Source organism: Sphingopyxis sp. GW821-FHT10B01, from assembly GCF_059415685.1.
Genome location: NZ_JBWKNS010000008.1, coordinates 147,835 through 173,039 on the forward strand (window position 1 = coordinate 147,835; position 25,205 = coordinate 173,039).

A 25,205-nucleotide genomic window follows, 5' to 3' on the forward strand; every position below is an offset into this window, starting at 1 on the left:
GTGCGTCCCTTACTGGACCGTCGGCTTGGAAGCCGGGCGCGTCGCGGTGAAGGAAAAGGCGACATCCACTCCGGCGGCGATCGCATCGGTTGCCGCCCATTCGCCCTGACCGACGCCGAAGGCGGTGCGGTCGATGCGCGCGGTTCCGGTGACGCGCGCCTTGTCGCCGTCGATACGCAATGTGAAGCGCAAGGTCGCGGGCTTGCTGACGCCGCGCAGGTCGAGCGTGCCGCGCGCTTCGTAGCGATCCCCGCCGAGATGACGGATGTCGCGTGCGGCGAAGACCGCGGCCGGATGCGCGCCGGTGTCGAAGAAATCGCTACTTTTCAGCGAATCGTCGCGCTGCCCGTCGCCGGTGTTCGCCGAGGCGAGGTCGACCGTGACGCTTATGGTCGACTTGGCGAGCTCGTCGGGGCTGAAGCGGATCGTCGAGCGCCAGCGGCTGAAACGGCCGTCGATCGCTTCGCCGTTCCAGCGTGCGGTAAAGCCGAGCCGCCCGCCCGAAGCGACGGTCCAGTCGGCGAGCGGCTGGGCCGCGTCTTCAGGTGCAGTTTCGGTCGCGTTGGCTGGCAGTGTTTCGTCGGTTTCAGCTGCAGCAGGCGCCGCCGCTGGCACAGCGGTGGCCGTAGCGGGCGAAGCGATCGCCTTTTCCGCGGCGGGCCGGCTCCGATCAGGCGAGACCAGCTTGCCCACGGCAAACGCGCCGATGACCAGCGCCAGCGCGCCGATCGCGGCCCACACGGGCTTGCCGCGCGCAAAAGGAATCATCCGCTGGAGCTCGGGCTTGCCGAGCAGCCACTGGTGGCGAAGCGCGCCGACGATATGAAGCGCGAACAGCGCGATTGCCAGCCGCGCCATGGCACCGTGGATGGTTTCGGCCGGTTCGTGCCAGCCATGGCCGACGGGGAGGTGAGGCAGGGGGATGACGCCAAAAAGCAAGGTGGGGACCTGGATTTTGGCGGTCGAAACGATCAGCCACCCCGTGATCGGGCCGAGGATCAGCACCAGATAGAAGAGCCAATGGACTATCGTGGCGAGCGCGCGCGTCCACGCCGGACCTTCGGACGCTGGCGGGCGGGGAGTGACAAGGCGCGCCGTAAGGCGGGCGAGACTGAGCACCAGAATCAGGATGCCCACCGATTTATGCAGCTGATAACGCGTGAACAATTCGGACGTGTTGTGGCCTTCCAGCGTCTGGCCGAGCGCGATCTGGAATGCCAGCAGCAGCGCGAGGAGCCAGTGCAGGGTGATCGCGGTGTAGCTATAACGCTGTGCTTGCATGACAATCCTTCTTGGTCGGCGAGGCCGGAGTCGCAATTTACACTATCGGCTCGATGCCATCTTGTCGAAGGTTGACCGCTGCCACACGAGCCGCGAACCCGGTCAGATTTGCGACACGAGGACGAGGATTACGACCACCATCGCCACGACGGCGAGGCCCAGCCAGCACCCGATGCGTTCGCGTCGACTTCGGGGGTCGGGAAGGCCGCTGGCTGCTTCACCAACAATTCCCAGCGCGTCGAGCAGGTCGAACGGCATCGCGCGCTGCGCTAATCGTCGAAGCCGACGAAGCGCACCGCCTCGTCGACGCTCTTGCGGTTGGACACCACCGCATTGGCGGGAAAATCGGCATCGGGCCAGCCCATCGCGACGCAGATCATGATCACCTGGTCGTCCGGAATATGCGCATGTTCGCGCACGACGGGGCTTTGCATGATCCCCTGGCTGTTGATGACGCAGCCGAGCCCGCGCGACCAGGCCGCGTTGACCAGCGCGTTGGTCACCGCGCCGCAGTCGAAGGGAGCGATGTCGCTGCCGAGCAGGACGCTGTCATAGGTCACGACGATGCTGACCGGCGCGTCGAACTGGCGGAAGCCGCGCAAGACCCAGTCCTGCCGGGCGTCCTTGTCTTCGCGGGCAATGCCCATGGCGCCGAACAATTGCTTGGCGATCTCGATCTGGCGGCCGCGATGGTCGTCGGCGATGCCGTCGAAGCGGCGGAACTCGCGGCTGTCGGGCTTGCCGCCGAGGATGCCTTCGGTGTTGCCCGTGCGGATCGCCTCGAGCGCGGCACCGGTTACGACCGAGAAGTTCCAGCACTGGTTGTTGAAGGACGAGGGCGCACGCATCGCGACCTCGATCACTTCGGCAATGAGCGCCTTGGGTACGGGCTTGTCGAGGAAGCCGCGGATCGAGCGGCGACCAACGACGATTTCGTCAAAGCCGGGTGCGCTTGTCACGCGGCCTTGCGCAGCTCCAGCTCCAGCCGGCCCCAGATTTCGGTCAGCGCCACCGTCAGTTCGCGCATCATCGCCTCGTCATGCGCCGGACCCGGCGTGAAACGCAGGCGTTCGGTGCCGCGCGGCACGGTCGGGAAATTGATCGGCTGCACATAGACGCCATATTCGGCAAGCAGGATGTCGCTGATCTTCTTCGCGCGCACCGGGTCGCCGACCATCAGCGGGACGATGTGCGTCGTCGAGTCCATCACCGGCAGGCCGGCGTCGCGGAAGCTCGCCTTGAGATAGGCGGCGGCTTCCTGCTGCGCCTCGCGTTCGACGCTCGATGATTTGAGGTGGCGAACGCTGGCGAGCACGCCGGCGACGAGCACCGGCGACAGGCTGGTCGTGAAGATAAAGCCCGGCGCGTAGGAGCGGATCACGTCGATGATATTCTTGTCGGCGGCGATATAGCCGCCCATCACGCCGAATGCCTTGCCGAGCGTGCCTTCGATAATCGTCACACGGTCCGCGGCCTCGTCGCGGTCGGTGATGCCGCCGCCGCGCGGGCCGTACATGCCGACGGCATGGACTTCGTCGCAATAGGTGAGGGCGTTATATTTGTCGGCGAGGTCGCAGATCGCGTGGATCGGGGCGACGTCGCCGTCCATCGAATAGACGCTTTCGAACGCGATCAGCTTGGCGGCTTCGGGATCGTCGGCCGCCATCAATTCCTCGAGATGCGCGAGATCGTTGTGACGCCACACGCGCTTTTCGCAGCCCGAATTGCGGATGCCCGCGATCATCGAGGCATGGTTGAGTTCGTCCGAATAGATGATGCAGTTCGGCAGCAGTTTGCCGAGCGTGCCGAGCGTCGCCTCGTTCGAGATATAGCCCGAGGTGAAGAGCAGCGCGCCGTCCTTGCCGTGCAAGTCGGCGAGTTCATGCTCGAGGTCGATGTGATAATGGGTGTTGCCGCCGATGTTCCGGGTGCCGCCCGATCCGGCGCCGACGTCGTGCAGCGCCTCTTCCATCGCGGTGACGACCTTGGGATGCTGACCCATCGCGAGATAGTCGTTCGAGCACCAGACGGTGATCGGCTTCGGCCCGTTGTGGCCGGCAAAGCAGCGTGCGTTCGGAAAAGAGCCCCGGTTGCGCAGAATATCGATGAAGACGCGGTAGCGTCCTTCCTCGTGCAGCCGGTCGATCGCGCGTGCGAAAATATCGTTATAGTTCACGTTGCAGCCCCGCAGTAAGGTGGCACCGCCGCTCCCTCCAGCGGCTATTAACACGCGGGCCAATAGCGCTGAATCTGGCTGAAATCCAGTGCGAACGATTCGCAAGTCATGGACAAATTGTCCTATTGGTTCACCTTGAACCTGTCTGGCGTTGTGATCGATTTCACTGCCGCATAAGCCCGTTGCGGCCAGATGCCTGGCAGACCCGAAACCGAAAGGAACGATTCCGATATGCGTCTTGTCATGATTGCCCTGTTGTCGATTGCCGCGGGTGTCTCGGCGGCGAAACCGGCACCCGCGCAGGCGCCCGCGCCGTTCGACGGAGCCTGGATGAGCTGCGAAACCTGGCAGGGCTCCGAAATCTGCGACTATACGCTGCTCGCCCAGCGCGGCACCCGGGTCTGCGGCGTCCAGCGCTATTTTGCGACGAACGCCTATTATGAACAGAGATTTGTCGGCACCGTGAAAGCCAATGTCGCCCATATCGAAAAGATCTGCGGCGATCCGGGGTCGGAAACCGATACCTATTGCGCGGGCCGGGCGCCGGACGGCGCCGAAAAGGTCGGATGGGGTGTCTCGGACGAGAAGCTGTTTCTGTGCAACGGGCGGCTACTCGGTGCGTCGGGGGACGATGCCGCAACCTGCGCCGGGAGAACCCGTCAGTCCGGAGTGCCGCGCGTCCGCACATTGGGCGATCAGGGGCCGGAACCCGAAGAGCGTGCCTGGCTGACATCCTGCGCCGCCGGGGCCGAATGATTTCGGCTAGATCGTCTCGATCGCGCCGATGCCATAGGGCGCCAGCGCGGCGAGCGGCGGAGGCGGCCGGTCGTCGCTTCGCGTGAAGACTGCGATGCCCGGCGACGCGGTCGCGGGCCAGGACTGGCCTTTGGTCAAGGCCGCGACACGCCGCGCAATGCCTTCGGCGCCGTCGATCAACCGGACACCCGGCCCGACGGCGGCCTGCAATTCATCCTGCAGCAGCGGGAAATGGGTGCAGGCGAGGACGATCACGTCGAGCGCTTCGCCGCCGGGCTGGTCGCGAAGACCCGCGACGGCGCGATCGATCACCGCGGGATCGATCGCTTCGCCGCGCAGCTTTGCCTCGGCGCCGGTCACGAGGCCGGGGCTGCCATGGCGTAGCACCGTCTTGCCGGCGGCGAACTTCGCGCTCAGATCGTCGACATAGGGCTGGCGCACCGTCGCCTCGGTGCCGAGCACGCCGATGACGCCGCTTTGGGTGAGTTCGGCCGCGGGCTTGATTGCGGGAACCGTGCCGACGATCGGCAGGTCGAGTGCGGCGCGAACATGCGCAAGTGCGATCGTCGAGGCGGTGTTGCACGCGATGACCGCAAGACGCGGTTGGTAACGTTCGACGAGCCGCCCGAGCAGCGCCGGCACCCGTGCTGCGAGTTCGGCCTCGCTTTTCTGGCCATAGGGCAGCCCGGCATAGTCGGCGGCATAGACGATCGGCGCGGTCGGCAGCAACGCGCGCGTCGGGCCGAGCACGGTGAGCCCGCCAAGGCCGCTGTCGAAGAAGAGGATGGGCGCGTCGGGAGCAGGGTGCATGTGCAGCGCCTAGCAGGGCGGAGCGGCGGCTATCAAATCCATTTTGGCGATCACGGCATCCTATCCATTGATTGCGTCGACCAACATCGCCACACTGGCCTTGAACGGAACGGGGATTTTCATGACGTTATTTTTGCTGGTCGCCGTCGGATATCTTCTCGGCTCAATCCCCTTTGGCGTGATCCTGACGCGGCTGTTCGGCGCGGGGGATTTGCGCCAGATCGGGTCGGGCAATATCGGCGCGACCAATGTATTGCGTACCGGGCGCAAGGGGCTGGCGGCGGGAACGCTGATCCTCGATGGCGCGAAGGGGGCGGTCGCCGTACTGCTCGCGCGCCATTTTGCGCCCGAACTTGGACAGGACGGCGCGATGATCGCAGGCGCCGCGGCGATGATCGGCCATTGTTATCCCGTCTGGCTGAATTTCCGGGGCGGCAAGGGGGTCGCGACGCTGCTCGGCCTCGCCCTCGCCCTCGCCTGGCCGATCGGGCTGGTTTTTGCGCTCGTCTGGCTCGGGACCGTCTTGCTGTTGCGCATCTCGTCGCTCGGCGGGATGCTGGGCGCGATTTCGGCGCCCGTCGCAGCACTGGCGCTCGGTTATCCGGTTTACGCGATCGGTCTCGCCGGACTGGCGGTGATCGTGCTGTGGCGGCACCGCGAAAATATCGTGCGGCTGCGCGCCGGGACCGAGCCGCGGATCGGCGGAAAAAAGGAGCCGGTGTGACGCACGCCGAGCGGCTGGCGCGGCTGCGGCTGATCCGCACGCCGCAGGTCGGCCCGGTGAGCTGGTATCAGCTCATGTCGCGTTTCGGTTCTGGCGAGGCCGCGCTCGACGCGCTGCCCGATCTGGTCCTGCGCGGCGGCGCCGGCAAGCCCAGGATCGCGTCCGCCGACATGGCCGAGCGCGAGCTCGATCGTGCGGCCACGCTGGGCGCACGCCATATCTTCAGCGACGAAGACGGTTATTCGCCCTTGCTGCGCGAGGTCGAAGGTGCCCCGCCGGTGGTCGTCGTGCGCGGCGATACTGCGATGTTGCGGCGTCCCTGTGTCGCCATCGTCGGCGCGCGCAACGCGTCGGCGATCGCGTGTCGTTTCGCGCGCCAGCTTGCCGCCGATCTTGCGGCGCGAGATATCACGGTCGTCAGCGGGCTCGCACGCGGCGTCGACACCGCGGCGCACGTCGGTGCGCTCGGCGGATCGACGGTGGGGGTAATCGCCAGCGGGATCGACATCGCCTTTCCACCCGAAAATGCTGCTTTGCAGGAAAGGATCGCAAGCGATCAGTTGCTGATTGCCGAACAGCCGCCGGGCACCGAACCGCTCGCGCGCCATTTCCCGTCGCGCAACCGGATCATCGCGGGACTGGCACACGGCACGGTGGTGATCGAGGCGGCGCCGAAATCGGGGTCGCTGATCACGGCGCGCCGGGCTGGCGATTATGGGCGCGAAGTGATGGCGGTTCCGGGATCGCCGCTCGATCCGCGCGCGCAGGGATGCAATCTGCTGATCCGCGAAGGCGCAACCCTGATCCAGACAGTCGACGATATTCTGGAAGCCGTGGGGCCGATCGATAACCGCATGGTCCGCGAACCCGCGCGCGCCTATTCCACGACCCCGGCGTGGCCCGATGCGGGCGATGGCGATCGCCGGGCTTTGATCGACCTGCTTGGGCCGACGCCGGTGGCGGTCGATGAACTGGTGCGCCAGTCGGGACAGCCCATGGCGACAGTCCAGCTCGTCCTGCTCGAGCTTGAGCTTGCGGGCCGCGTCGAGCGCCACGCGGGAGCGAAAATTTCTCTCGTGTGACGGCTCGCACAGCGGCGTAACCAACAGCAATCTAACGCTTACCGGGGTTCAGCCGCCGTTCAGCGGCTGACCCACAATCTAATGATATTGTATCACATGGTGGGGAGTTTGATGATGCGAAGCCGTTACCTGACAGGCGTTACGATGTTCGCGGTGCTGACCTCGGCGCCCGCCCCAATCCCGATCGCGATGGCACATGCCCGATCTGCTCCCGACCAGGGCTTCTGCCGCAATGCCGCCCCTTTGCCGCAGCTGGACCCCGAGATTCGGCCGCAGACGCAACAGCCCCTCGGCGGGATCAAGACGACGGGCGGCAGCAAGAGGGACCGTGAGAGCGTGATGACGGCCGAACCCGCGCCTCCTCCGCCACCGCCACCGCCGCCGCCACCTCCGATGGCGCCACCTGCGCCCTCCTATGCGACGGACGACACATCGGAAGTCGTGGTGACAGGATCGAGCATTGCCGCGCCGGCGACGGAAAGCCGTGCGGACGAATATGCCAGCGAGCGTTTGGCGAGTTCTCCCATCCCGGATTCATCGACGGACTCGCGTCTGCCGCTACCGCGGCCCTATCCGCGGCCGCAGCCGCAACCGCAGTCGGGTATCCTGACTGCGGGCGAGCATGACGATCTGCTCAACCCCGAACTTTACGCGGCCTATGTCAATCGCAGCGGCGATCTGGGACAGGAGGTCCGCAATCTGCCGCGCGTCGACACGACGCGGGTCGTGACGGTGAAGGTCAACGACCGCAGCGGTCAGCCGATCCCCTTTGCCGACGTTATCGTGACGTGCAGCGACGGAAACAGCATCACCATGGCGACGCAGGCCGACGGCAGCGCGGTCTTCTTCCCCGGCCTCGACCGGCTGAGCGAGCGGATCACCGTTTCGGCGCGACAGGCGGGGCGGTCGATCGCCGACGCGCGGCCCGTTCTGGTCGCCAATGCGGCGGGCGGGCAACTCGTCGGACTGACCGCGAACCAGGCCGCCGCGAAGGTGACCAAGCTCGATCTGATGCTTGTTGTCGACACGACGGGCAGCATGGGTGACGAGATCAATTATCTTCAGGCCGAGCTGCGATCGATCATCGGCGCGATCACCGCGAAGCACCGCGATCTCGACATCCGCATCGGCTTTGTCTTCTATCGCGATCTGGGTGACGATTATGTCACGCGCACCATCGCTTTCGACCGCGATGTCGGGCGCGCACAAGGCGCTCTCGCGCGGCAGGAAGCCAATGGCGGGGGCGATTATCCCGAGGCCATGGATCAGGCGATGATCCGCGCCGTGGCACAGGACTGGCGCCCTGACGCGGTGAAATCGCTGCTGCTCGTCGCCGATGCACCGCCGCACGACGAGCGGTTCGGGCGAACATGGCAAGCGGCAGAAGCGGCACGCGCCAAACGTATCCATATCACTCCGGTCGCCGCCTCGGGCGTCGCCGACAAGGCCGAATATGCGATGCGTGCGATGGCCGCTGCGACCCAGTCGCGCTATTTGTTCCTGACCGACGACAGCGGCGTGGGCAATCCGCACGCACCGCCGGCAATCGACTGCTATCTGGTCACCCGCCTCGACGCGCTGGTCCGCCGCGTGATCGATACCCAGATCAGCGGCCGCCGGATCGAGCCCGACGACAATGAGATCATCCGCAGCGTCGGCAAATATGACGCGGGCAAATGCATCCTGCCCGCCGGCTTCAAATGGGAAAATCAATAAGGCGTTGACTCGTCCTCGCATCTGATCGGTACAACAAAGGCGGCGAGCCTCGCCAGCACAATGCCGATCGGGCAGCGTGGACCGATCCGGGAGCGGGCGTTCCGGATATCCCTCTTGACGGGATGGCAGGGCGCCCGCCACCCTCGCGCGTAACAGGGCGAAGGGGAATATCGGTCATGCAATATGACGCAAGCTTGCTGGTTCCGACTTTGCGTCGGACGTGGAGCATGGCCGCAGCGATGCCGCGTATTGCTGTGGTCGCATGGCTCGCGACCGCGATGGCCGGTGTTGTGTCAGATGTCGCCATCGAGCGTGTCGGCGGCAGCGGGAGCGCTATCCTGATCGGCTATGGCATCGCGATCACCTTCATCCAGGTCTGGATCACGCGCGAAGCGCTCGAACAGGCAGGGATCGTGCCTGCCATGCCCGTGGCCAACGCGCTGAGCGTCTATTTGCAGGGCATATTGGTCGGACTCGGCGTGTTGCTGGGGCTGGTCTTTCTCGTGTTGCCGGGGCTCTATATCTTCGCCCGCTGGTATCTGGCGGGGCCTTTGCTGGTTCGCGAAGGGGCGGGCCGCAGAGCCGCGATGCAGCGCAGTTGGGACATGCTGGCCGTGCACTGGCCCGCCGCCCTCGGAGTCGGACTGATCCTGTTCCTGCTGTCGGTGGCACCGCTGGCAGTCGAGCTGTCGGCGCCTGCACTCGCCGCCGAATATGGATTGGGGTGGCTGGTCGCGACAAATCTGGTCGCGGCGGTCGGTGTTGTCGGAGCTTATCTCGCCGCGGTGAGCCTGCTCTTGAATATCGAGCAACCGGCATCGACGTTACAGGAAATTTTCGGTTGACGCAGCGCTCGACGGCGCCACCCTCACGCGTACGTACGTAAGGGACAGTTAGGACTAAGGTTTTTCATGCAGTTGGTAATTGTGGAATCGCCCGCCAAGGCGAAGACGATCGAGAAATATCTGGGGCGCGATTTCAAGGTGCTCGCATCCTATGGCCATGTCCGCGACCTGCCGCCCAAGGACGGTTCGGTCGATCCCGACGACGGCTTTGCGATGGAGTGGCAGCTTTATCCCGACAAGGCGAAGCGGATGAAGGAAATCCAGGACGCCGCGAAATCTGCCGACCGTCTGATCCTCGCGACTGACCCTGATCGCGAGGGCGAGGCGATCAGCTGGCATGTGCAGGAATTGCTGCGCAGCAAGAAGGCGTTGCCGGCAGATGTCGACCGGGTCACCTTCAATGCGATCACCAAGGATGCCGTGCTCACCGCGATGGCGCATCCGCGCGCGCTCGACGATGATCTGATCGACGCCTATCGCGCCCGCCGCGCGCTCGACTATCTCGTCGGTTTTACGCTGTCTCCGGTGCTGTGGCGTAAGCTGCCCGGCGCCAAATCGGCGGGCCGGGTCCAGTCGGTGACGTTGCGCATGATTGTCGAGCGCGAGCGCGAGATCGAAGCCTTTGTTGCGCAGCAATATTGGTCGGTCACCGGCCTGTTCGAAATGTCCGGCACGCCGTTCAAGGCACGCCTCGCACGCTGGCGCGGCGACAAGATCGAACGGCTCTCGATCACCAGCGAAGCCGATGCCCGGGCGGCCGAGGCCGATGTGAAGGCGGGTCATTTTTCCGTCGATCTCGTCGAGACGAAGCCGCTGACGCGCAACCCACCGCCGCCGTTCACGACCTCGACGCTGCAGCAGGAAGCCGCGCGCAAGCTCGGTTTTTCGGCGAGCCATACGATGCGGATCGCGCAGGGCCTCTACGAAGATGGTGCCATCACCTACATGCGTACCGATGGCGTCCAGATGGACGGCAGCGCGATCAGCGCCGCGCGCAAGGCGATCGCGACGCGTTATGACGGCGGCTATGTCCCCGATCAGCCGCGCCAGTATCAGACCAAGGCCAAGAATGCGCAGGAAGCGCATGAAGCGATCCGTCCGACCGACTTTTCGAAAGACAAGGCGGGCAGCGCCGACCATGGCCGGCTTTACGAGCTGATCTGGAAGCGCGCGATGGCGAGCCAGATGGCGTCGGCCCGGCTCGAGCGTACGAGCATCGACCTGACCGACGGCACCGGCAAGACGATGCTGCGCGCCACCGGACAGGTGATCAAATTCCCCGGCTTCCTCGCGCTTTATGACGAAGGCCGCGATGAAGCGGCCGATGACGACGATGCGCGCCTGCTGCCCGCGATGGCGAAGGGCGATGCCCCGGCCAAGACCGGAATCGAGGTCGAGAAGCACGAGACCCAGCCGCCGCCGCGCTATTCGGAAGCGAGCCTCGTCAAGAAGATGGAAGAGCTCGGCATCGGGCGTCCGTCGACCTATGCCTCGATCCTTCAGGTGCTGAAGGACCGCGAATATGTGACGGTCGAGAAGAACCGCTTCTCTCCCGAGGAAAGCGGGCGTCTGTTGACGGCGTTCCTCGAACGCTTCTTTGAACGTTATGTCCAATATGATTTCACCGCGGGGCTCGAAGAAGAGCTCGACGATGTGTCGGGCGGCCGTGCGCAGTGGCAGGCGGTGCTCGACCGTTTCTGGCGCGATTTCAAACCGCGCACCGGCGAGGTGATGGAGCAGAAACCGTCGGAGATCACCGCGGAGCTCGACATATTCCTCGGCCCCTATCTCTTTCCCGACAAGGGCGACGGCACCGACCCGCGCATCTGCCCCAATTGCGGCACCGGCAAGCTGGCGCTGCGGGGCGGCAAGTTCGGGCCGTTCATCGCGTGCAGCAACTATCCCGACTGTAAGTTCACGCGAAAGTTCGCGCAGCCAGGCGGCAGCGACGGCGCCGACACAGGCCCCGAGACGATGGGCAATGACCCCGAATCCGGGCTGGAAGTGACCAAGCGCAGCGGGCGCTTTGGCCCCTATATCCAGCTTGGCGACGGCAAGGAGGCAAAGCGCTCGTCGATCCCGAAGGACATACCGGGCGAAGATTTCGACCTCGACGATGCGCTGCGGCTGCTCAGCCTGCCGCGCGAAGTCGGAACACATCCCGAAAGCGGCAAGGTCATCATGGCAGGGCTGGGGCGTTATGGTCCCTACCTGCTCCACGACGGCAAATATGCGAAGTTGACGGGCACTGCCGAAATCTTCGACATCGGGATGAACGCTGCCGTGGTCCGCATCGCCGAGGCGGCAGCGGGCGGCGGGCGCGGGCGCACCAAGGCCGAACCGCTCAACACCTTCGGCCCGCATCCGACGAGCGGCGGCGAGATGAAGCTGATGGAAGGGCGCTTCGGTCCGTATGTCACCGACGGCACGACCAACGCGACGCTGCCGAAAAGTGCCGATCCGGCGACGTTGACGCTCGAAGAGGCGATCGCGCTGATCGATGCGCGCGCTGCCAAGGGACCGGCAAAGGGCAAGAAGAAGGCCGCGCCGAAGAAGGCTGCAGCGAAGAAGGCCCCGGCGAAGAAGGCCCCGGCCAAGAAGGCTCCGGCAAAGAAGGCCGCGGCGGAATAAGGGGCTCGGCGCGCGACGTTTGCGTCGCTGCAAAGGCATGATAGGGTGGCGCATCCGGGAGACTGTCCATGCGCCACCTGCTCGCCGCTTTCCTGCTTTCCATCCTGTCCGTACTTTCTTCGCAGCCCGCGGCGGCGCAGCAGGCGGGGCGCCTGATCTCTGCGGACCCGATTCAGAATACGCCGGCGGGAGTGCAAGCATGGCGCGTCCAATATTGGACGACGAACCAATATGGTAAACCGTTTCAGGTTACAGGCATCGTTGCGGCGCCGCGCGAAGCCATCCCACCGCGCCCGCGCCGTGTGATCGCCTGGACTCACGGCGCATGGGGCGTCGCCGAAAAATGCGCGCCCTCGCTCAGCCCGAATTTCTTCGCCGCGACGGCGGGAATGGACGCGGTGCGTAATGGCTATGTCGTCGTTGCGCCCGATTATATCGGCCTTGCGAACCCGACGATGCACCCGTTTCTTGTCGGCACCGATACCGCCAATTCGGTCCTCGATGCCGTGCGTGCGGCGCGCGACATTCCGGGCGCCGCGGCGGGCAGCAGCTTTGCCGTCTGGGGTGAATCACAGGGCGGTCACGCGGCGCTATGGACCGCGATCGCCGCGCGCTCCTATGCCCCCGACCTGGCGCTGGTCGGCACGGCTGCGGCGGCGCCGCCAACCGATCTTGCCGCCAACTTGCGTGAGGGTAGCGACAAGAATGCGCGCGCGCTGCTGCTGTCCTTCACCCTGCACAGTTGGTCGACGCTTTACGGCTTTTCGCTCGATCCCGTCGCCAACCGCACGAACCAGGGCATCATTCACCGGCTGGCCGAAAATAATTGCGTAAGCTTCGACAAGAAGCCGAAGCTTGGCACCATTCTCGGCATCCTGACCATCGTTCGCGCAACGAAGAGCAAGGATATTGCAGAGATCGAACCGTTCGGGAGCTTCGCGCGCGCCAACAGCATCGACGCCGCGCGCGTTCCGGGACCGCTGCTGATCGCGCAGAGCCGAAACGACACGATCGTCGCGCCCGCCGTGACGCGCAAATTCGCCAAGGCAGTCTGCCGGCGCGGGACGCAGCTTCGCTGGATCGACATGACCGGCGATCATGGCGCGAGCGCGCGCGAAAGCGCCCAAGAGACGATCGGCTGGATCACGTCGCGCTTCGACGGCAATCCGCCGCCGAACGACTGCCGGCGGATTTAGCGCGCGTTTCACCATGGCGCATGCGGACGTATATTATCTGCTACGACATCAATTACTTCCGTGATAGCTTGGCTCCCCATAATGCGCTTTTTGGGGAGAGTGTCATGCCGAGCCCGAAGATCCTTCGCACACCGTTGATGTCCCTTGCCTTGCTGATCGCGATGGCGCCGATCCCCTCGTTCGCGCAGGAGGTGCAGGAAGAGGACGAGGCTGATTTCAGCTATATCGTTGTCACCGGCGCGCTGCGACAGGGCGGTGCGCAGGACATCCAGCATTTTCGCATGATGGCCGAAGAGGCGAACACGCTGCCGCGCCCCGAATCGCTGACCGTCGAAGGGCTGCTCGGCGAGCACGACCTGTCGCTGCCCGCGGGAACGGCCTGCGCCAAAATATTATGCCTCAACCTTTACGCAATGACCGCGAACCTGCCGACGCGCGCCAACGACCTGCTCTTCGTAGGCCTCGGCTTCGATACCAACGTCGACGCGGCAGCGCTCAAGCGCGAGCCGTTAAGCTTGATGGCGGTGGTCGATCGCTCGGGGTCGATGGACGGCGAACCGATCGCCAATGTGAAGGCGGCGCTGCACCAGATCGTCGAAGAGATGGCGCCTGGCGACCGGCTCGGCATTACGATTTACGGAAGCGATTCGAACGTCCACCTTCAGCCGACGGGCGCGGGGGGCAACAAGCAGCGGCTTTACGATGCGATCGACGCGATCGAGATCGAGGGCTCGACCTATATGGAGGAGGGGCTGCGCATCGGATATGACGCGGCCTTTGCCGAGGCAAAAAGCTTCGACGGCAATGTCCGCATGATGCTGTTCACCGACGAGCAGCCCAATGTCGGCGACACCTCCGCCGAGGGATTCATGGCGATGGCGCGCGACGCGTCGAAGCGTGGGATCGGGCTGACGACGATCGGTGTCGGGGTGCAATATGACGGGCGCCTCGCGACCCAGATTTCGAGCGTGCGCGGCGGCAATCTCTTCTTCATCGACGGGCCCGACAAGGGCCGCGAGCTGATGCAGAAGGATTTCCGCAACATGGTGAGCGAGGTCGCGCACGACCTGGTCATGACGCTGGCGCCGCGCGACGGCTATCGTATCACCGGCGTGTTCGGCGTCCCCGACGGCATGATGCGCGACGGGCGCGACGGCGCGGTGACGGTCACGGTACCGAGCGCGTTCCTCTCGTCGAACGGCGGCGGCATCTACGCTTCGCTCGGCAAGGCGGAGGGGCGCAGCTTCCTGCCCGCGGCGGCCGTCGACGACGGCGCGCCGCTGATGGATGTCAGCCTGTCCTATGTCAGCGCGCTCGACGGGAAAAAGCGCGCTGAAAAGCTTGCCGTCCAGGCGCCCACGGCCGCGCCGCCCGCCAATCTCCGGCTCGCGCATATGCTCGTCGACGAATATCTGGTGCTCGATGCTTCGACGCGCGCCTTTCATCTCGACGGCGACCCGCGCCGCGCCTTTGCGTTGTTAGACGGGCTGAAGGGGCGGCTCGCGGCGGTCGACTATGCCGATCTGACCGACGAGCGCGGGCTGGTCGACACGATGCATGGCAAGGCCGCGCTCTACGCCGGCTATGGCAGCGAGGCCGCACCGCCGATGCCTTCGCAGACCGAACGGCACGCCATGCGCGTTGTTGGCAAGTGGCGCGTCGTGGCGCTGAACGGTGTCGATGAACTGTCGCGCAACGACGTCCTCGAATTCACCGAAGACGAAGAGTTGATCACCTATTTCGGGCGGCCGCGGAAGGGTGAGAACGAGCTGCTCCAGGGTTATGAGATCGACGAAAATATGATCCGTATTCCCGGCGGCGATCTTGAAATGCGCTATCGACTCGAAGGCGACCGGCTCGACCTCAGGACGAAAGACGGACAGTCGCGCATCTCGCTGCGCCGCGAGGCGACGAGTTAGCCGGGCTCGACAGGATCAGTCGACCCAATCAAGTCCCATGTCGCGATAGACGCCGCGGTCCTCGTCCCAGTTCGCCTTGACCTTTACATGCAGGAACAGGTGAACCTTGCGACCCAGCAGCTCGGCGAGTTCGGCGCGTGATTTGCTGCCGATTTCCTTGATCCGCTCGCCCTTGTGGCCGAGGATGATCGCGCGCTGATTGTCGCGCGCGACCAGGATCTGCTGATGAATTTCGGCGCTGCCGTCGGGACGCGTCGTAAATTTCTCGGTCTCGACGGTCGACTGGTACGGCAATTCCTCGTGCAGCTGGCGGTAGAGCTGTTCGCGCGTGATTTCGGCGGCGAGCATCCGTTCGGGCGCGTCGCTGACTTCGTCCTCGGGGAAATGCCAATGCCCCTCGGGCATCAGCCTCGCCAGCGTGGCTTTCAGTTCGGGAACCCCGTCGCCGGTGCTGGCGGAGATGAAAAAGGTCTCGTCGAACTTCACGCGCTCGTTGAGCGTCGTCGCGGTCGTCAGCAATTTGTCCTTCCGGGTCAGATCGACCTTGTTGAGGACAAGGAACTTCTTCTCGGGTCGTCCCTCGATCCCCTGCAGCACGCGTTCGGCGCGTTCGCCGAGCTTGGCGGCGGCGTCGATCATCACGAGGATGGCTTCGGCCTGATCGAGGCTGTTCCACGCAGCGGCAACCATCGCGCGGTCGAGCCGGCGCGTGGGAGCGAAGATGCCCGGGGTGTCGATCAGGACGATCTGGGTTTCGCCGTCCATCGCAACCCCCATCAGCCGCGTGCGCGTCGTCTGCGCCTTGGGGCTGACGATCGCGACCTTCTGGCCGACGAGCGCATTGACGATCGTCGATTTGCCCGCATTCGGCGCGCCGACGACGGCGACAAATCCGCAGCGGTGGGTCATATTTTCATTCCTTCGAGTTCGGCGAGCAAGGCCGCCGCTGCGGCCTTTTCGGCCGCCTGTTTGTTTGCGCCTTCGGCTTCGGCGCGGGCGAGCTTGCCGATGCTGACGGCCACGCGGAAACGCGGGGCGTGGTCGGGGCCTTCGCGCGCGACGATTTCATATTCGGGCGGACGGCGTTTGCGCGCCAGTGCCCATTCCTGCAACGCCGCCTTCGGATGCTTCGGCGCGGCCTGTTGCCCGTCGATCATATCGCCCCAGTTGCTCAGGATAAAGCGGCGCGCGGCGTCGGCGCCCTGATCCAGATAGAGCGCACCGATCAGCGCCTCGATGGCGTCGGCGGCGATATTATCGCTGTAGCGGCCGCCATCGTTGCGCGCTTGCGCGCCAAAACGAACGAGGTCGGTCAGCTTCAACCGCTGCGCGATCGCCGCGCAGGTCGCGCCCGAAGCGAGGACATGCAGCCGCGACGACATTTCGCCTTCGCTGGCGGTCGGGAAGCGCGTGTAGAGTTCGGACGCAATCACCAGCCCGAGCACACGGTCGCCGAGGAACTCCAGCCTTTGGTAATCGGCGCGCCCGGTGCTGCCGTGGGTCAGCGCCAGATCGTAGAGCGCCGGGTCGTCCGGGGTGCAGCCGATAATCCCGGCGAGCGCCCCGGTGTCGAGCTTATCGCTCAAAAGCCATCCCCGATGCGGCTCCAGCGCGCGGCGGTGAACCAGCTGATCGGGTTGATCCAGCTCGCCGATCCGTCGGTCGAGAACATGCCGACCAGCGCATGGCCGACCAGATTTTCCTCGGGGACCATCCCGATGCCCTGATTTTCCATCGCGGGAAAGCGGCTGTCGGCGCTGCGGTCGCGGTTGTCGCCCATCAGGAACAGATGGCCTGCGGGCACGACGACCAGCGGTGTGTTGTCCTCGGCGATCGTCGTGATGTCGAGGATGTTATAGCTTTTACCGCCCGGCAGCGTCTCGCGGAACTGCTTGTACCGGCATTGGCGCTGGCCGTCGGCGGCGACCTCTTCGAACTCGGGCGAATAGCAGGGCAGGGTGCCCGTCTCGCGCGAGGCGTCGACCATGTTGGGGGTCACCGGGATCACGAAATCTGCAATGGCTTCGCGCTTGAGCGGCTTGCCGTTGAGCCAGACGATGCCGTCTTTCACCTGAATGCTGTCGCCAGGCAGGCCGATCACGCGCTTGATATAATCATTGTCGGCGACCGGCGGCGCCTTGAACACGACGACGTCGCCGCGTTCGGGGGTGCGCGCGAAAATGCGGCCGGGGATGAGTGGCACGCTGAACGGCAGGCTGTATTTCGAATAGCCATAGGCCATTTTGTTGACGAGCAGATAGTCGCCGATCAGCAGCCGCGGCTGCATCGATTCCGATGGAATGTTGAAAGGCGACAGGAAAAAGCTGCGGAAAATCAACACCGCGATGGCGAGCAGCGCAAGGAAGCGAACCGTGTCGACGGCCTCTTCCTTGGCGGACACCGGCGCGGGCGTGGGGGCGGATGGCGCAGGCCCGGTCGGAGGCGTCACATCGGCGGGAATGCTGGCATTGGTCATCGCGCGGCATTGGCGATGAATAGGTTGCCACGTCAAGCAAATATCGGTGGATGGCGCTGGCGCGCGGCGGGCCGCGGGCTTAGAGAATGGGAAAGATTCACCCGTTTGAGGACGATAGACCATGACGACAGCCCCGCAGGCCTGGCAGGCCCTTTCCGACTGGCAGCCGCAGACGCTGACCGCGCTGGTCGCTGCGGATCCCGAAGCGCGGTTGCGGGCGCTGGTGCGCAGCGTCGCCGACATCCGGTTCGACTTTGCCAAGACGCATCTCGACGCGGCCGCCGTCGCGATCCTGTCCGACCTTGCCGCCGCGCAGGATTTCGCGGGCCGACGCAAGACGTTGTTTTCCGGTGGTATCGCCAACCCGACCGAAGACCGCGCCGCCGAGCATAGCGCCGAGCGCGGCGACGGGGCGCCGGATTCGGTTCACGCCGCGCAGGCGCTGCATCAGCGGATGCGGATGATGATCGATGCGATCGAGGCCGGTGCGTTCGGCGAGATCCGCCACTTGCTGCACATCGGCATTGGCGGATCGGCGCTTGGTCCCGACCTGCTCGTCGACGCGCTCGGCCGCCACAGCAACCGCTATGACGTCGCGGTGGTGTCGAACGTCGACGGCGCCGCGCTTGACGAAGTGTTCGCCAGGTTCAGCCCCGAGCATACGCTGGTGGCGGTCGCGTCGAAGACCTTCACCACCACCGAAACCCTGCTCAACGCCAATTCGGTGCTGCAGTGGCTCGACGAGGCAGGCGTGGAGGATCCCGTCGGCCGCTTCATCGCGCTGACCGCCAGACCCGAGCGCGCGATCGAATGGGGCATCGACGAGACGCGCATCCTGCCGTTCAACGAGAGTGTCGGCGGACGCTATTCGCTCTGGTCGTCGATCGGCTTTCCCGCGGCGCTGGCGCTCGGCTGGGACGCCTTTGCCGACCTGCTCGAAGGCGCGGCCGAGATGGACCGCCATTTCCGGCTGAGCGACGGGGCCGAGAATGTCTGCCTGCTCGCCGCCTTCGCCGACCAGATCTATGCGAACCGTATGGGCTGCCAGACGCGCGCGGTGTTCGCTTATGACGAGCGGCTGCGCCTGCTTCCCGACTATCTTCAGCAGCTCGAGATGGAATCGAACGGCAAGTCGGTGACGCTGGATGGCGAGCCGGTCGGCCGCGACAGCGCGCCGATCACGTGGGGCGGGGTCGGCACCGATGCGCAGCACGCGGTGTTCCAGCTGCTCCATCAGGGCACGCACCTGACCCCGGTCGAGTTCGTCGTGGCGCGCGAGCCCGATCATCTGCTCGACGACGCGCACCACGAAACGCTCGTCGCCAATTGCATCGCGCAGGGCGCGGCGCTGATGACCGGACGCGCCAGCGCCGACGGTGCGCGCAACTATCCGGGCAATCGTCCGTCGACGACGATCCTGCTCGACGAAGTCACACCGCGCAGTCTCGGCGCGCTGATCGCCTTCTATGAGCATCGCGTGTTCGCCAATGCCGTCTTGCTGGGTATCAACCCGTTCGACCAGTTCGGGGTCGAGCTCGGCAAGGAAATGGCAAAAGGGCTGGCCGAAGGGACGGTCGAATTCGACCCGGCGACCCGCGCGCTGATGCAGGCTGCGCTTGGCGAATAGAGCGCGCTCTATCACTGTGACCGCAAAATTCGATTGGCATCTCGGTGCGGCACAACCACATAGGCCGCCAGCGCGGATAGCACGCGACCATCAAGATCAGGGGTTACCATGAGCAATTTCGACTTCGACCTGTTTGTCATCGGCGCCGGGTCGGGCGGCGTTCGCGCCTCGCGCATCGCCGCGTCGCACGGCGCGCGCGTCGCCGTGGCCGAGGAATATCGGGTCGGCGGCACTTGCGTCATCCGTGGCTGCGTGCCCAAGAAGCTGCTCGTTTACGGCGCCCATTTTGCGGAAGATCTGAAGGACGCGCGCAAGTTCGGCTGGGACGTCCCCGAATGCAAATTCGACTGGGACCGCCTCCGCGACAATGTTCTCGACGAAGTCACCCGGCTCGAGGGGCTGTATGGCCAGACGCTCGACAATCACAAGGTGACGCTGTTCAAGACCCGCGCGACGATCATCGGCCCGCAAAAGATACGGCTCGCCGACGGGCAGGAACTCAGCGCCGAGCGCATTTTGATCGCAACCGGCGGCTGGCCGCACGTCCCCGAATTTCCGGGCAGCGAACATGCGATCACGTCGAACGAGGTCTTCCATCTCGACACATTGCCGAAACGCGTCGTGATCGCGGGCGGCGGCTATATTGCCAATGAATTCGCCGGCATCTTCAACGAATTCGGCAGCAAGGTGACGATCGTCAATCGCGGCGACACGATCCTGCGCGGCTATGACGAACAGATCCGCGACCGGCTGCTGCAGATTTCGATGACCAAGGGCATCGAATTCAAATTCAACGCGCCGTTCAAGTCGATCGAGAAGAATGCCGATGGCTCGTTGACCGTTCACCTCGAAAATTGCGACCCGATCCAGGCCGATGCGGTGCTTGTCGCGGCGGGGCGGGTTCCGAACAGCAAGGGGCTGGGCCTCGAGGATGTCGGGGTCGAGCTCGACAAGGATGGCGCGGTCAAGGTCGACGAGCGAAACCAGTCGTCGGTACCGAGCATATTCGCGGTCGGCGATGTGACCAATCGCATCCAGCTGACCCCCGTGGCAATCCGCGAAGGCCAGGCCTTTGCCGACACCTTCTTTGGCAACAAGCCGACGCTCGTCGATTATGCCAATGTCCCGAGCGCGGTATTCAGCCACCCGCCGATCGGCGCGGTGGGCATGACCGAGGCCGAGGCGCGCAACAAGCTGGGCAGCATCCGCGTCTACACCAGCGACTTCCGTGCGATGAAGAATGTCCTCGCGGGCCGGAACGAGCGCGCGTTGTACAAGATGATCGTCAACGCCGCGACCGACCAGGTCGTCGGGCTGCACATGATCGGCCCCGACGCGCCGGAAATCCTGCAGGCAGCGGCGATCGCGGTGAAGGCGGGCCTGACCAAGGCCGATTTCGACAACACGGTGGCGCTGCACCCGAGCATGGCCGAGGAGCTGGTGCTGCTGAAATAAGGTTTCGACCTGCAACCCGCATGCGCTATTCTCCCCGCCTTATTGGCAGGGGAGGGTCGCATGGCGGGCACGGCATTGGTCAGCGGGGGCAGCGGCTATATCGCGGGCTTCCTGATCCGGCAGCTGATCGAAAACGGCTGGACGGTGCATACGACGGTACGCAGCCTGAAACGCGAGGCAGAAGTGCGCGGGTGGCTGGATGTCGACAACGACCGGCTGCGCTTCTTCGCCGCCGATCTGGAAAATGATGCCGGCTGGGCCGAGGCGATGGCGGGGTGCAGCCATGTCGCGCATGTCGCATCGCCCTTTCCGCTGGACGTGCCCAAACATCCCGACGAGCTGATCGTTCCGGCGCGCGAAGGCGCACTGCGCGCGCTGCGTTTCGCCAGGGCTGCCGGGGTGAAGCGCTTCATCCTCACCTCGTCGATGGCAGCGGTCGCTTATGGACATGGCAAGGGCGGCGGCATCTATAGCGAGGCCGACTGGACCAATCTCGATGACCCCCATGTCATGCCTTACCCGCGCTCGAAGACCGTCGCCGAGCGCGCGGCGCGCGACTGGGTGGCGGCCGAGGGCGACGACATGGAATTCGCCTCGGTCAATCCCGCGGCGGTGTTCGGGCCGTTGCTGTCGGACGATCTGTCGACCTCGATCGAACTGGTAAAGCAGTTGCTGGAGGGCAAGGTGCCGATGTGTCCCGACATCGGTTTCGGGATCATCGATGTGCGCGACGTCGCCGATCTCCATTATCGCGCCTTGACCACGCCGGGCATTCGCGACGAGCGCTATGTCTGTTCGGGCCCGTTCCTGAAGATGATCGATGTCGCGGATCTGCTCCGCGCCAATCTGGGCGAGAAGGCACGAAAGGTGCCGTCGCGGAAGATGCCCGACTGGCTGCTCAAGCTGTTCGCGCTGGTCCGGCCCGAACTGAAGCAGCTTGTCGCCGAACTCGGGAATGTTCGCGGCGGCGACAGCAGCCATGCGATGAAGACGCTCGGCTGGACGATGCGCACGCCGGAGGAAGCGATCCTCGCGACGGCGCATAGTCTGATCGAGCGCGGGATCGTGAAGGTCTGAGTGAAAACCCCTCCCGTAAAGGGGATGGGTAGCGAGACTTGCGAGCTTGCTCGCTAGTCGCTGCGGGGTGGGCCATGCGACTTGGCTGCCCACCCCCGACCCCTCCCGCAAGCGGGAGGGGAGGATTCTCAAGCAATCGTCGGCACGATCCCGCCTTCGGCGCGGATGGCCGCACCGTTGGTCACCGCGGCGAGCGGGCTCGCGAGGTACGTCACCATCGCGCCGATCTCGTCGGCCTCGATCAGGCGGCGGATCAGCGACAGCGGGCGAAGCTCTTCGAAGAACGCCTTTTCGCGTTCGACTTCGGATGCCTCGGGGTTCGACACGACCGAGCGGATGAAGTCGGTGATGCCTTCCGAGCGTGTCGGGCCGGGGAGCACGCTGTTGACGGTGACGCCGGTGCCCCTGGTCTGTTCGGCAAGCCCACGCGCGATCGTCAGCTGCGCGGTCTTGGTCATGCCGTAATGGATCATCTCGGCGGGCGGCAGCAGGCCGCTTTCGCTCGCGATGAAGATCACGCGGCCCCAATTTCTTTCGAGCATCCCGGGGAAATAATGGCGCGACAGCCGCGCGCCGCTCACGACATTGACCTCGAAGATATGATGCCAGTCGGCGTCGCTGATCTCCGCGAAAGGCTTGGCTTCATAGATACCGAGATTGTTGACGAGGATATCGACCGCGGGAACCGCCGCGATCAACGCCTCGGCACCTTCGGCGGTCGCGGGATCGGCAAGCACGGCGCGGATCGTACCGACCTGCGCCAGTTCGGCCGCCGCTTCATCGAGTTTCTGCTGGTTGCGGCCCGTGATGACGACATCGACGCCTTCTTCGGCAAGCCGCTTGGCAATCGCAAAGCCGATGCCGGCGGTCGATCCGGTGACGAGGGCCGTCTTGCCTTTGAGTTTCAGGTCCATTGGGAGCTCCTTCGTTGGTGCAATTTGATGAACCGAAGATAGCGTTGTTCGGCATTGTTGATTAGAATGCGCTTCATCACTTCAGTGGTGATTCAAAATCAGGAATAGCAATGGACAACCGGTTCGGCGATATCGAGACGTTTCTGGCGGTGGCGAACGGCGGCAGTCTTGCCGCTGCCGCCAAGGCGCTACGGCTGACGCCATCGGCCGTGAGCCGCAGCGTCGCGCGGCTGGAGCAGCGCCTTGGCGTCACGCTGATGCGCCGGACGACTCGGTCGCTGGCGCTGACCGCCGAAGGCGTCGCCTATCGCGACCGGATGAGCGTGTTGCTCGCCGATATTACGGCGGTTGAGGCCGGCCTCGGAAGCGAGCGGCAGGGGCCGCGCGGGTTGCTGCGCATCAACGCCTCGCCCTCGATCGGCACGATGGGGCTGCTGCCCATCTTGCCGCGCTTCACCGCGCGCTATCCCGACATCACCGTCGACCTTGCGCTGTCCGATACGATCGTCGATCTGGTCGAGGAGCGCGCCGACATTGCGATCCGTATCGGGCCGCTGCGCGACACGCGGCTGCGCGCCAAGAAGCTCGGTCACAGCCGGATGCTGCTGATTGCCAGCCCCGATTATCTCGCGCGGCGCGGTACACTGCGGACTCCCGACGATCTCGAAGCGCATGATTGCCTGCGTTTCAGCTTCCGCCGGTCGGTCGATAGCTGGCCGTTCCGCATCAACGACAAGATCGTTCAACGCCCCGTCCACGGCAGCTTCTTCGGCAATTCAGGCGAGGTCGTGCGTCAGATGGCGGTCGCGGGCGGCGGCATCGCGCGACACGGCCGTTTTCATGTCGCGCAGGATCTGGCGGCGGGGCGGCTCGTCGAAGTGCTGCCCGACTATAACCCCGGCGATGGTGAGGATATCCACGCGCTTTACGCACCCGAGGACCGCGCGGCGGCGCGCATCCGTGCTTTTCTCGATTTTCTCGACGAAGAGCTGGTGATCGCGGCCTAGCCGATCCGGTAGGGCACGACGTCGCGCCGGTCGGGATCGACGAGGATCGGGCGGTCGCTCGGCGGGAAGGCGCGCTGGTCGCAATCGTCGCGCGGACAGATGCGGCACGACAGGCCGATCCGCGTCGCTGCTTGCGGTGCGGCGACATCGACCCCATCGGCATAGACGAAGTCGCCGGCATATTGCGCCTCGCACCCCAATGCGACGGCGTAGCGGCGCGGGCTTCGCGCATAGCTTCCCGAGGGTTTCACCAGCCCCTTGGCCATGGAGACATAGCGCAGACCATCGGGTGTCTCGGCGAGCTGGAACAGGATGCGGTCGGGGATCGCCGCCGCCTCATGCACGATCCACAAGGGGCAGGCGCCGCCGAAACGCGCGAACTGCAGCCGGGTCGCCGAGTGCCGCTTGGTGATATTGCCCGCCATGTCGACACGGCAGAAGAACATCGGAATACCGCGCGCGCCGGGTCGCTGGAGCGTCGAGAGGCGGTGGCACGCCTGTTCGAAGCTCACGCCATATTGCATCCGCAGCCGGTCGATATCGTGCCGCACCGCGCGCGCGCTGGCGCGGAAGGGCGTGTATGGCATCAGCACCGCGCCCGCGGCGTAATTGGCGAGGCCGACGTGGAGCAGCTGGCGTGCCGCCGCGGTGCGGAGCGGCGAGGCCTCGACGACTGCGGCAATCTCACCCGCCAAAGCGAGTGCCGCAAGCTGGTGCGCCAGCTGGAAGCGCCGGCTCTCGGCGGGCTGCGACGGGTCGATCACCAGATGGCGCATCGTCGCATCGAAGTCGCGCAGGGCCTGTGTCTGATTGTAGACGATCGAAATGCCAAGCGCATCGCGCAGCCGCCGTTCGATCGTCTCGACCGTCGGAGAGGGGGCCTTGCCACGCAATTGCCCCGCCAGCGCCTCGGCGGCGCGGTCGATGCTGTCGACATAATTGCCGGCATCGTGAAACCAGTCGCGCACCTCTTCCCACGGCAGGCGGCTACCCTCGGCGGTGCCGCCGGTCAGCGCCTCGTCGATGATCTGCAATCGCTGCCCCGCGCGGCGATAGGCGGCATGAAGTGCGACGAACTGATCGGCGAACTGTGGCTGTTGGAGCGCCGCGCGTTCGAGTTGCTCGGGGGCGAGAGGCGACGCGGCGAAAAGCGGGTCTGCTGCAGCTTCACGAAGCGCCCCGGCGCGGCGGTCGCCGGCGTCCGCCGCGACTTCTTCCCATTCCAGCGGAAACAGCTTTTGCAGCCTGTCGAGCAGAGCAGGCGTGAGCGGTCTATCATCATGCTCGATCTGGCTGAGGTAAGAAACCGAGATGCCGAGCCCGGTGGCAAAATCGGCCTGTTTGGCGCCCCGCGCGATACGGAGTTCCCTGAGCTTTGCTCCAGCAAAAATACGCTGCCGTGCCATCGAAGATGGGTTCCCATTGCGATGGGTGTCGAGCCGCCGCGGGCTTTTGGGAGGGGTATTGCGACGCCTCGACACCCTTAAAACGTTTGAGCGGGCAATATACGCCT

At 65.0% G+C, this 25,205-nt stretch carries 22 protein-coding genes; 12 read left to right on the forward strand and 10 right to left on the reverse strand.

Annotated elements, in window-relative coordinates:
* Positions 1–9 precede the first annotated feature (9 nt).
* The 4 genes from AC07NV_RS21415 to hemA all read right to left on the reverse strand — a co-directional run bounded on the left by AC07NV_RS21415 (position 10) and on the right by hemA (position 3,457).
* The gene (locus AC07NV_RS21415) at positions 10–1,281 is read right to left on the reverse strand and encodes a YceI family protein (RefSeq protein ID WP_495168410.1); all 1,272 of its coding nucleotides are present in this window, start codon (positions 1,279–1,281) and stop codon (positions 10–12) included.
* A gap of 102 nt (positions 1,282–1,383) precedes the next feature.
* The gene (locus tag AC07NV_RS21420) at positions 1,384–1,539 is read right to left on the reverse strand and encodes a hypothetical protein (RefSeq protein ID WP_495168411.1); all 156 of its coding nucleotides are present in this window, start codon (positions 1,537–1,539) and stop codon (positions 1,384–1,386) included.
* 11 nt (positions 1,540–1,550) lie between these two features.
* Complete coding sequence (locus tag AC07NV_RS21425; protein WP_495168412.1) at positions 1,551–2,240, reverse strand: nitroreductase; 690 nt, start codon at positions 2,238–2,240, stop codon at positions 1,551–1,553.
* The gene (gene hemA, locus AC07NV_RS21430; RefSeq protein WP_495168413.1) at positions 2,237–3,457 is read right to left on the reverse strand and encodes a 5-aminolevulinate synthase; all 1,221 of its coding nucleotides are present in this window, start codon (positions 3,455–3,457) and stop codon (positions 2,237–2,239) included. Before hemA ends, AC07NV_RS21425 begins: the two co-directional genes overlap by 4 nt.
* A gap of 231 nt (positions 3,458–3,688) precedes the next feature.
* On the opposite strand from hemA, the gene AC07NV_RS21435 reads away from it, so the two are divergent.
* Positions 3,689–4,213 (forward strand): hypothetical protein, encoded by a 525-nt coding sequence (locus AC07NV_RS21435; RefSeq protein WP_495168414.1) that lies wholly within the window; start codon positions 3,689–3,691, stop codon positions 4,211–4,213.
* 6 nt (positions 4,214–4,219) lie between these two features.
* Here the strand turns inward: AC07NV_RS21435 and murI are convergent, their stop codons facing one another.
* Positions 4,220–5,023 carry a glutamate racemase gene (gene murI, locus AC07NV_RS21440; RefSeq protein WP_495168415.1) on the reverse strand — a complete coding sequence of 268 codons (804 nt, stop codon included), beginning with the start codon at positions 5,021–5,023 and terminating at the stop codon, positions 4,220–4,222.
* A 121-nt stretch (positions 5,024–5,144) separates the two neighbouring features.
* Here murI and plsY point away from each other — a divergent pair, with 121 nt between their 5' ends.
* The 7 genes from plsY to AC07NV_RS21475 all read left to right on the forward strand — a co-directional run bounded on the left by plsY (position 5,145) and on the right by AC07NV_RS21475 (position 15,136).
* Positions 5,145–5,747, forward strand: coding sequence for a glycerol-3-phosphate 1-O-acyltransferase PlsY (plsY, locus tag AC07NV_RS21445; protein ID WP_495168416.1), 603 nt, complete (start codon positions 5,145–5,147; stop codon positions 5,745–5,747).
* A complete protein-coding gene (gene dprA / locus AC07NV_RS21450) occupies positions 5,744–6,829 on the forward strand; it encodes a DNA-processing protein DprA (protein ID WP_495168417.1) in 1,086 nt (361 codons plus the stop codon). The genes plsY and dprA overlap by 4 nt, the downstream gene beginning before the upstream one ends.
* Positions 6,830–6,940: 111 nt before the next feature.
* A complete protein-coding gene (locus AC07NV_RS21455) occupies positions 6,941–8,545 on the forward strand; it encodes a vWA domain-containing protein (protein ID WP_495168418.1) in 1,605 nt (534 codons plus the stop codon).
* A gap of 176 nt (positions 8,546–8,721) precedes the next feature.
* Positions 8,722–9,390, forward strand: a complete 669-nt coding sequence (locus AC07NV_RS21460) for a hypothetical protein (protein ID WP_495168419.1) — start codon at positions 8,722–8,724, stop codon at positions 9,388–9,390.
* A 66-nt stretch (positions 9,391–9,456) separates the two neighbouring features.
* Complete coding sequence (topA, locus tag AC07NV_RS21465; protein WP_495168420.1) at positions 9,457–12,021, forward strand: type I DNA topoisomerase; 2,565 nt, start codon at positions 9,457–9,459, stop codon at positions 12,019–12,021.
* A gap of 68 nt (positions 12,022–12,089) precedes the next feature.
* Entirely contained in the window at positions 12,090–13,217 is a 1,128-nt protein-coding gene (locus AC07NV_RS21470; protein WP_495168421.1) for a lipase family protein, read from the forward strand.
* A 137-nt stretch (positions 13,218–13,354) separates the two neighbouring features.
* Positions 13,355–15,136: a vWA domain-containing protein gene (locus AC07NV_RS21475; RefSeq protein WP_495168422.1), complete on the forward strand. Its 1,782-nt coding sequence runs from the start codon at positions 13,355–13,357 to the stop codon at positions 15,134–15,136.
* Positions 15,137–15,151: 15 nt separating this feature from the next.
* Here AC07NV_RS21475 and era read toward each other — a convergent pair whose 3' ends face one another.
* Genes era through lepB form a run of 3 tightly spaced genes read right to left on the reverse strand, consistent with a single transcriptional unit; the run spans position 15,152 to position 17,537 of the window.
* Positions 15,152–16,045: a GTPase Era gene (gene era, locus AC07NV_RS21480; protein ID WP_495168423.1), complete on the reverse strand. Its 894-nt coding sequence runs from the start codon at positions 16,043–16,045 to the stop codon at positions 15,152–15,154.
* Positions 16,042–16,722 carry a ribonuclease III gene (gene rnc / locus AC07NV_RS21485; protein WP_495168424.1) on the reverse strand — a complete coding sequence of 227 codons (681 nt, stop codon included), beginning with the start codon at positions 16,720–16,722 and terminating at the stop codon, positions 16,042–16,044. Before rnc ends, era begins: the two co-directional genes overlap by 4 nt.
* Positions 16,719–17,537, reverse strand: a complete 819-nt coding sequence (gene lepB / locus AC07NV_RS21490) for a signal peptidase I (RefSeq protein ID WP_495168513.1) — start codon at positions 17,535–17,537, stop codon at positions 16,719–16,721. The genes rnc and lepB overlap by 4 nt, the downstream gene beginning before the upstream one ends.
* Before the next feature lie 196 nt (positions 17,538–17,733).
* On the opposite strand from lepB, the gene pgi reads away from it, so the two are divergent.
* The 3 genes from pgi to AC07NV_RS21505 all read left to right on the forward strand — a co-directional run bounded on the left by pgi (position 17,734) and on the right by AC07NV_RS21505 (position 21,771).
* Complete coding sequence (gene pgi / locus AC07NV_RS21495; RefSeq protein ID WP_495168425.1) at positions 17,734–19,239, forward strand: glucose-6-phosphate isomerase; 1,506 nt, start codon at positions 17,734–17,736, stop codon at positions 19,237–19,239.
* A gap of 108 nt (positions 19,240–19,347) precedes the next feature.
* Entirely contained in the window at positions 19,348–20,694 is a 1,347-nt protein-coding gene (gene gor, locus AC07NV_RS21500; protein WP_495168426.1) for a glutathione-disulfide reductase, read from the forward strand.
* Positions 20,695–20,754: 60 nt separating this feature from the next.
* Positions 20,755–21,771, forward strand: coding sequence for an SDR family oxidoreductase (locus tag AC07NV_RS21505; protein WP_495168427.1), 1,017 nt, complete (start codon positions 20,755–20,757; stop codon positions 21,769–21,771).
* Between the two features lie 128 nt (positions 21,772–21,899).
* Here AC07NV_RS21505 and AC07NV_RS21510 read toward each other — a convergent pair whose 3' ends face one another.
* Positions 21,900–22,685 carry an SDR family NAD(P)-dependent oxidoreductase gene (locus tag AC07NV_RS21510; protein WP_495168428.1) on the reverse strand — a complete coding sequence of 262 codons (786 nt, stop codon included), beginning with the start codon at positions 22,683–22,685 and terminating at the stop codon, positions 21,900–21,902.
* A gap of 110 nt (positions 22,686–22,795) precedes the next feature.
* Between AC07NV_RS21510 and AC07NV_RS21515 the strand changes: the two genes are divergently transcribed.
* Complete coding sequence (locus AC07NV_RS21515; RefSeq protein WP_495168429.1) at positions 22,796–23,692, forward strand: LysR family transcriptional regulator; 897 nt, start codon at positions 22,796–22,798, stop codon at positions 23,690–23,692.
* Here the strand turns inward: AC07NV_RS21515 and AC07NV_RS21520 are convergent.
* Complete coding sequence (locus AC07NV_RS21520; RefSeq protein ID WP_495168430.1) at positions 23,689–25,098, reverse strand: helix-turn-helix domain-containing protein; 1,410 nt, start codon at positions 25,096–25,098, stop codon at positions 23,689–23,691. The genes AC07NV_RS21515 and AC07NV_RS21520 overlap by 4 nt on opposite strands.
* Positions 25,099–25,205 lie beyond the last annotated feature (107 nt).

Bases quoted from the DNA above. Each gene is read 5' to 3' on its own strand.
- AC07NV_RS21415 (WP_495168410.1), bottom strand. From the start codon at position 1,281: ATGCAAGCACAGCGTTATAGCTACACCGCGATCACCCTGCACTGGCTC.
- AC07NV_RS21420 (WP_495168411.1), bottom strand. From the start codon at position 1,539: ATGCCGTTCGACCTGCTCGACGCGCTGGGAATTGTTGGTGAAGCAGCC.
- AC07NV_RS21435 (WP_495168414.1), top strand. From the start codon at position 3,689: ATGCGTCTTGTCATGATTGCCCTGTTGTCGATTGCCGCGGGTGTCTCG.
- murI (WP_495168415.1), bottom strand. From the start codon at position 5,023: ATGCACCCTGCTCCCGACGCGCCCATCCTCTTCTTCGACAGCGGCCTT.
- plsY (WP_495168416.1), top strand. From the start codon at position 5,145: ATGACGTTATTTTTGCTGGTCGCCGTCGGATATCTTCTCGGCTCAATC.
- AC07NV_RS21455 (WP_495168418.1), top strand. From the start codon at position 6,941: ATGATGCGAAGCCGTTACCTGACAGGCGTTACGATGTTCGCGGTGCTG.
- AC07NV_RS21460 (WP_495168419.1), top strand. From the start codon at position 8,722: ATGCAATATGACGCAAGCTTGCTGGTTCCGACTTTGCGTCGGACGTGG.
- topA (WP_495168420.1), top strand. From the start codon at position 9,457: ATGCAGTTGGTAATTGTGGAATCGCCCGCCAAGGCGAAGACGATCGAG.
- AC07NV_RS21470 (WP_495168421.1), top strand. From the start codon at position 12,090: ATGCGCCACCTGCTCGCCGCTTTCCTGCTTTCCATCCTGTCCGTACTT.
- AC07NV_RS21475 (WP_495168422.1), top strand. From the start codon at position 13,355: ATGTCCCTTGCCTTGCTGATCGCGATGGCGCCGATCCCCTCGTTCGCG.
- era (WP_495168423.1), bottom strand. From the start codon at position 16,045: ATGACCCACCGCTGCGGATTTGTCGCCGTCGTCGGCGCGCCGAATGCG.
- pgi (WP_495168425.1), top strand. From the start codon at position 17,734: ATGACGACAGCCCCGCAGGCCTGGCAGGCCCTTTCCGACTGGCAGCCG.
- gor (WP_495168426.1), top strand. From the start codon at position 19,348: ATGAGCAATTTCGACTTCGACCTGTTTGTCATCGGCGCCGGGTCGGGC.
- AC07NV_RS21505 (WP_495168427.1), top strand. From the start codon at position 20,755: ATGGCGGGCACGGCATTGGTCAGCGGGGGCAGCGGCTATATCGCGGGC.
- AC07NV_RS21510 (WP_495168428.1), bottom strand. From the start codon at position 22,685: ATGGACCTGAAACTCAAAGGCAAGACGGCCCTCGTCACCGGATCGACC.
- AC07NV_RS21515 (WP_495168429.1), top strand. From the start codon at position 22,796: ATGGACAACCGGTTCGGCGATATCGAGACGTTTCTGGCGGTGGCGAAC.
- AC07NV_RS21520 (WP_495168430.1), bottom strand. From the start codon at position 25,098: ATGGCACGGCAGCGTATTTTTGCTGGAGCAAAGCTCAGGGAACTCCGT.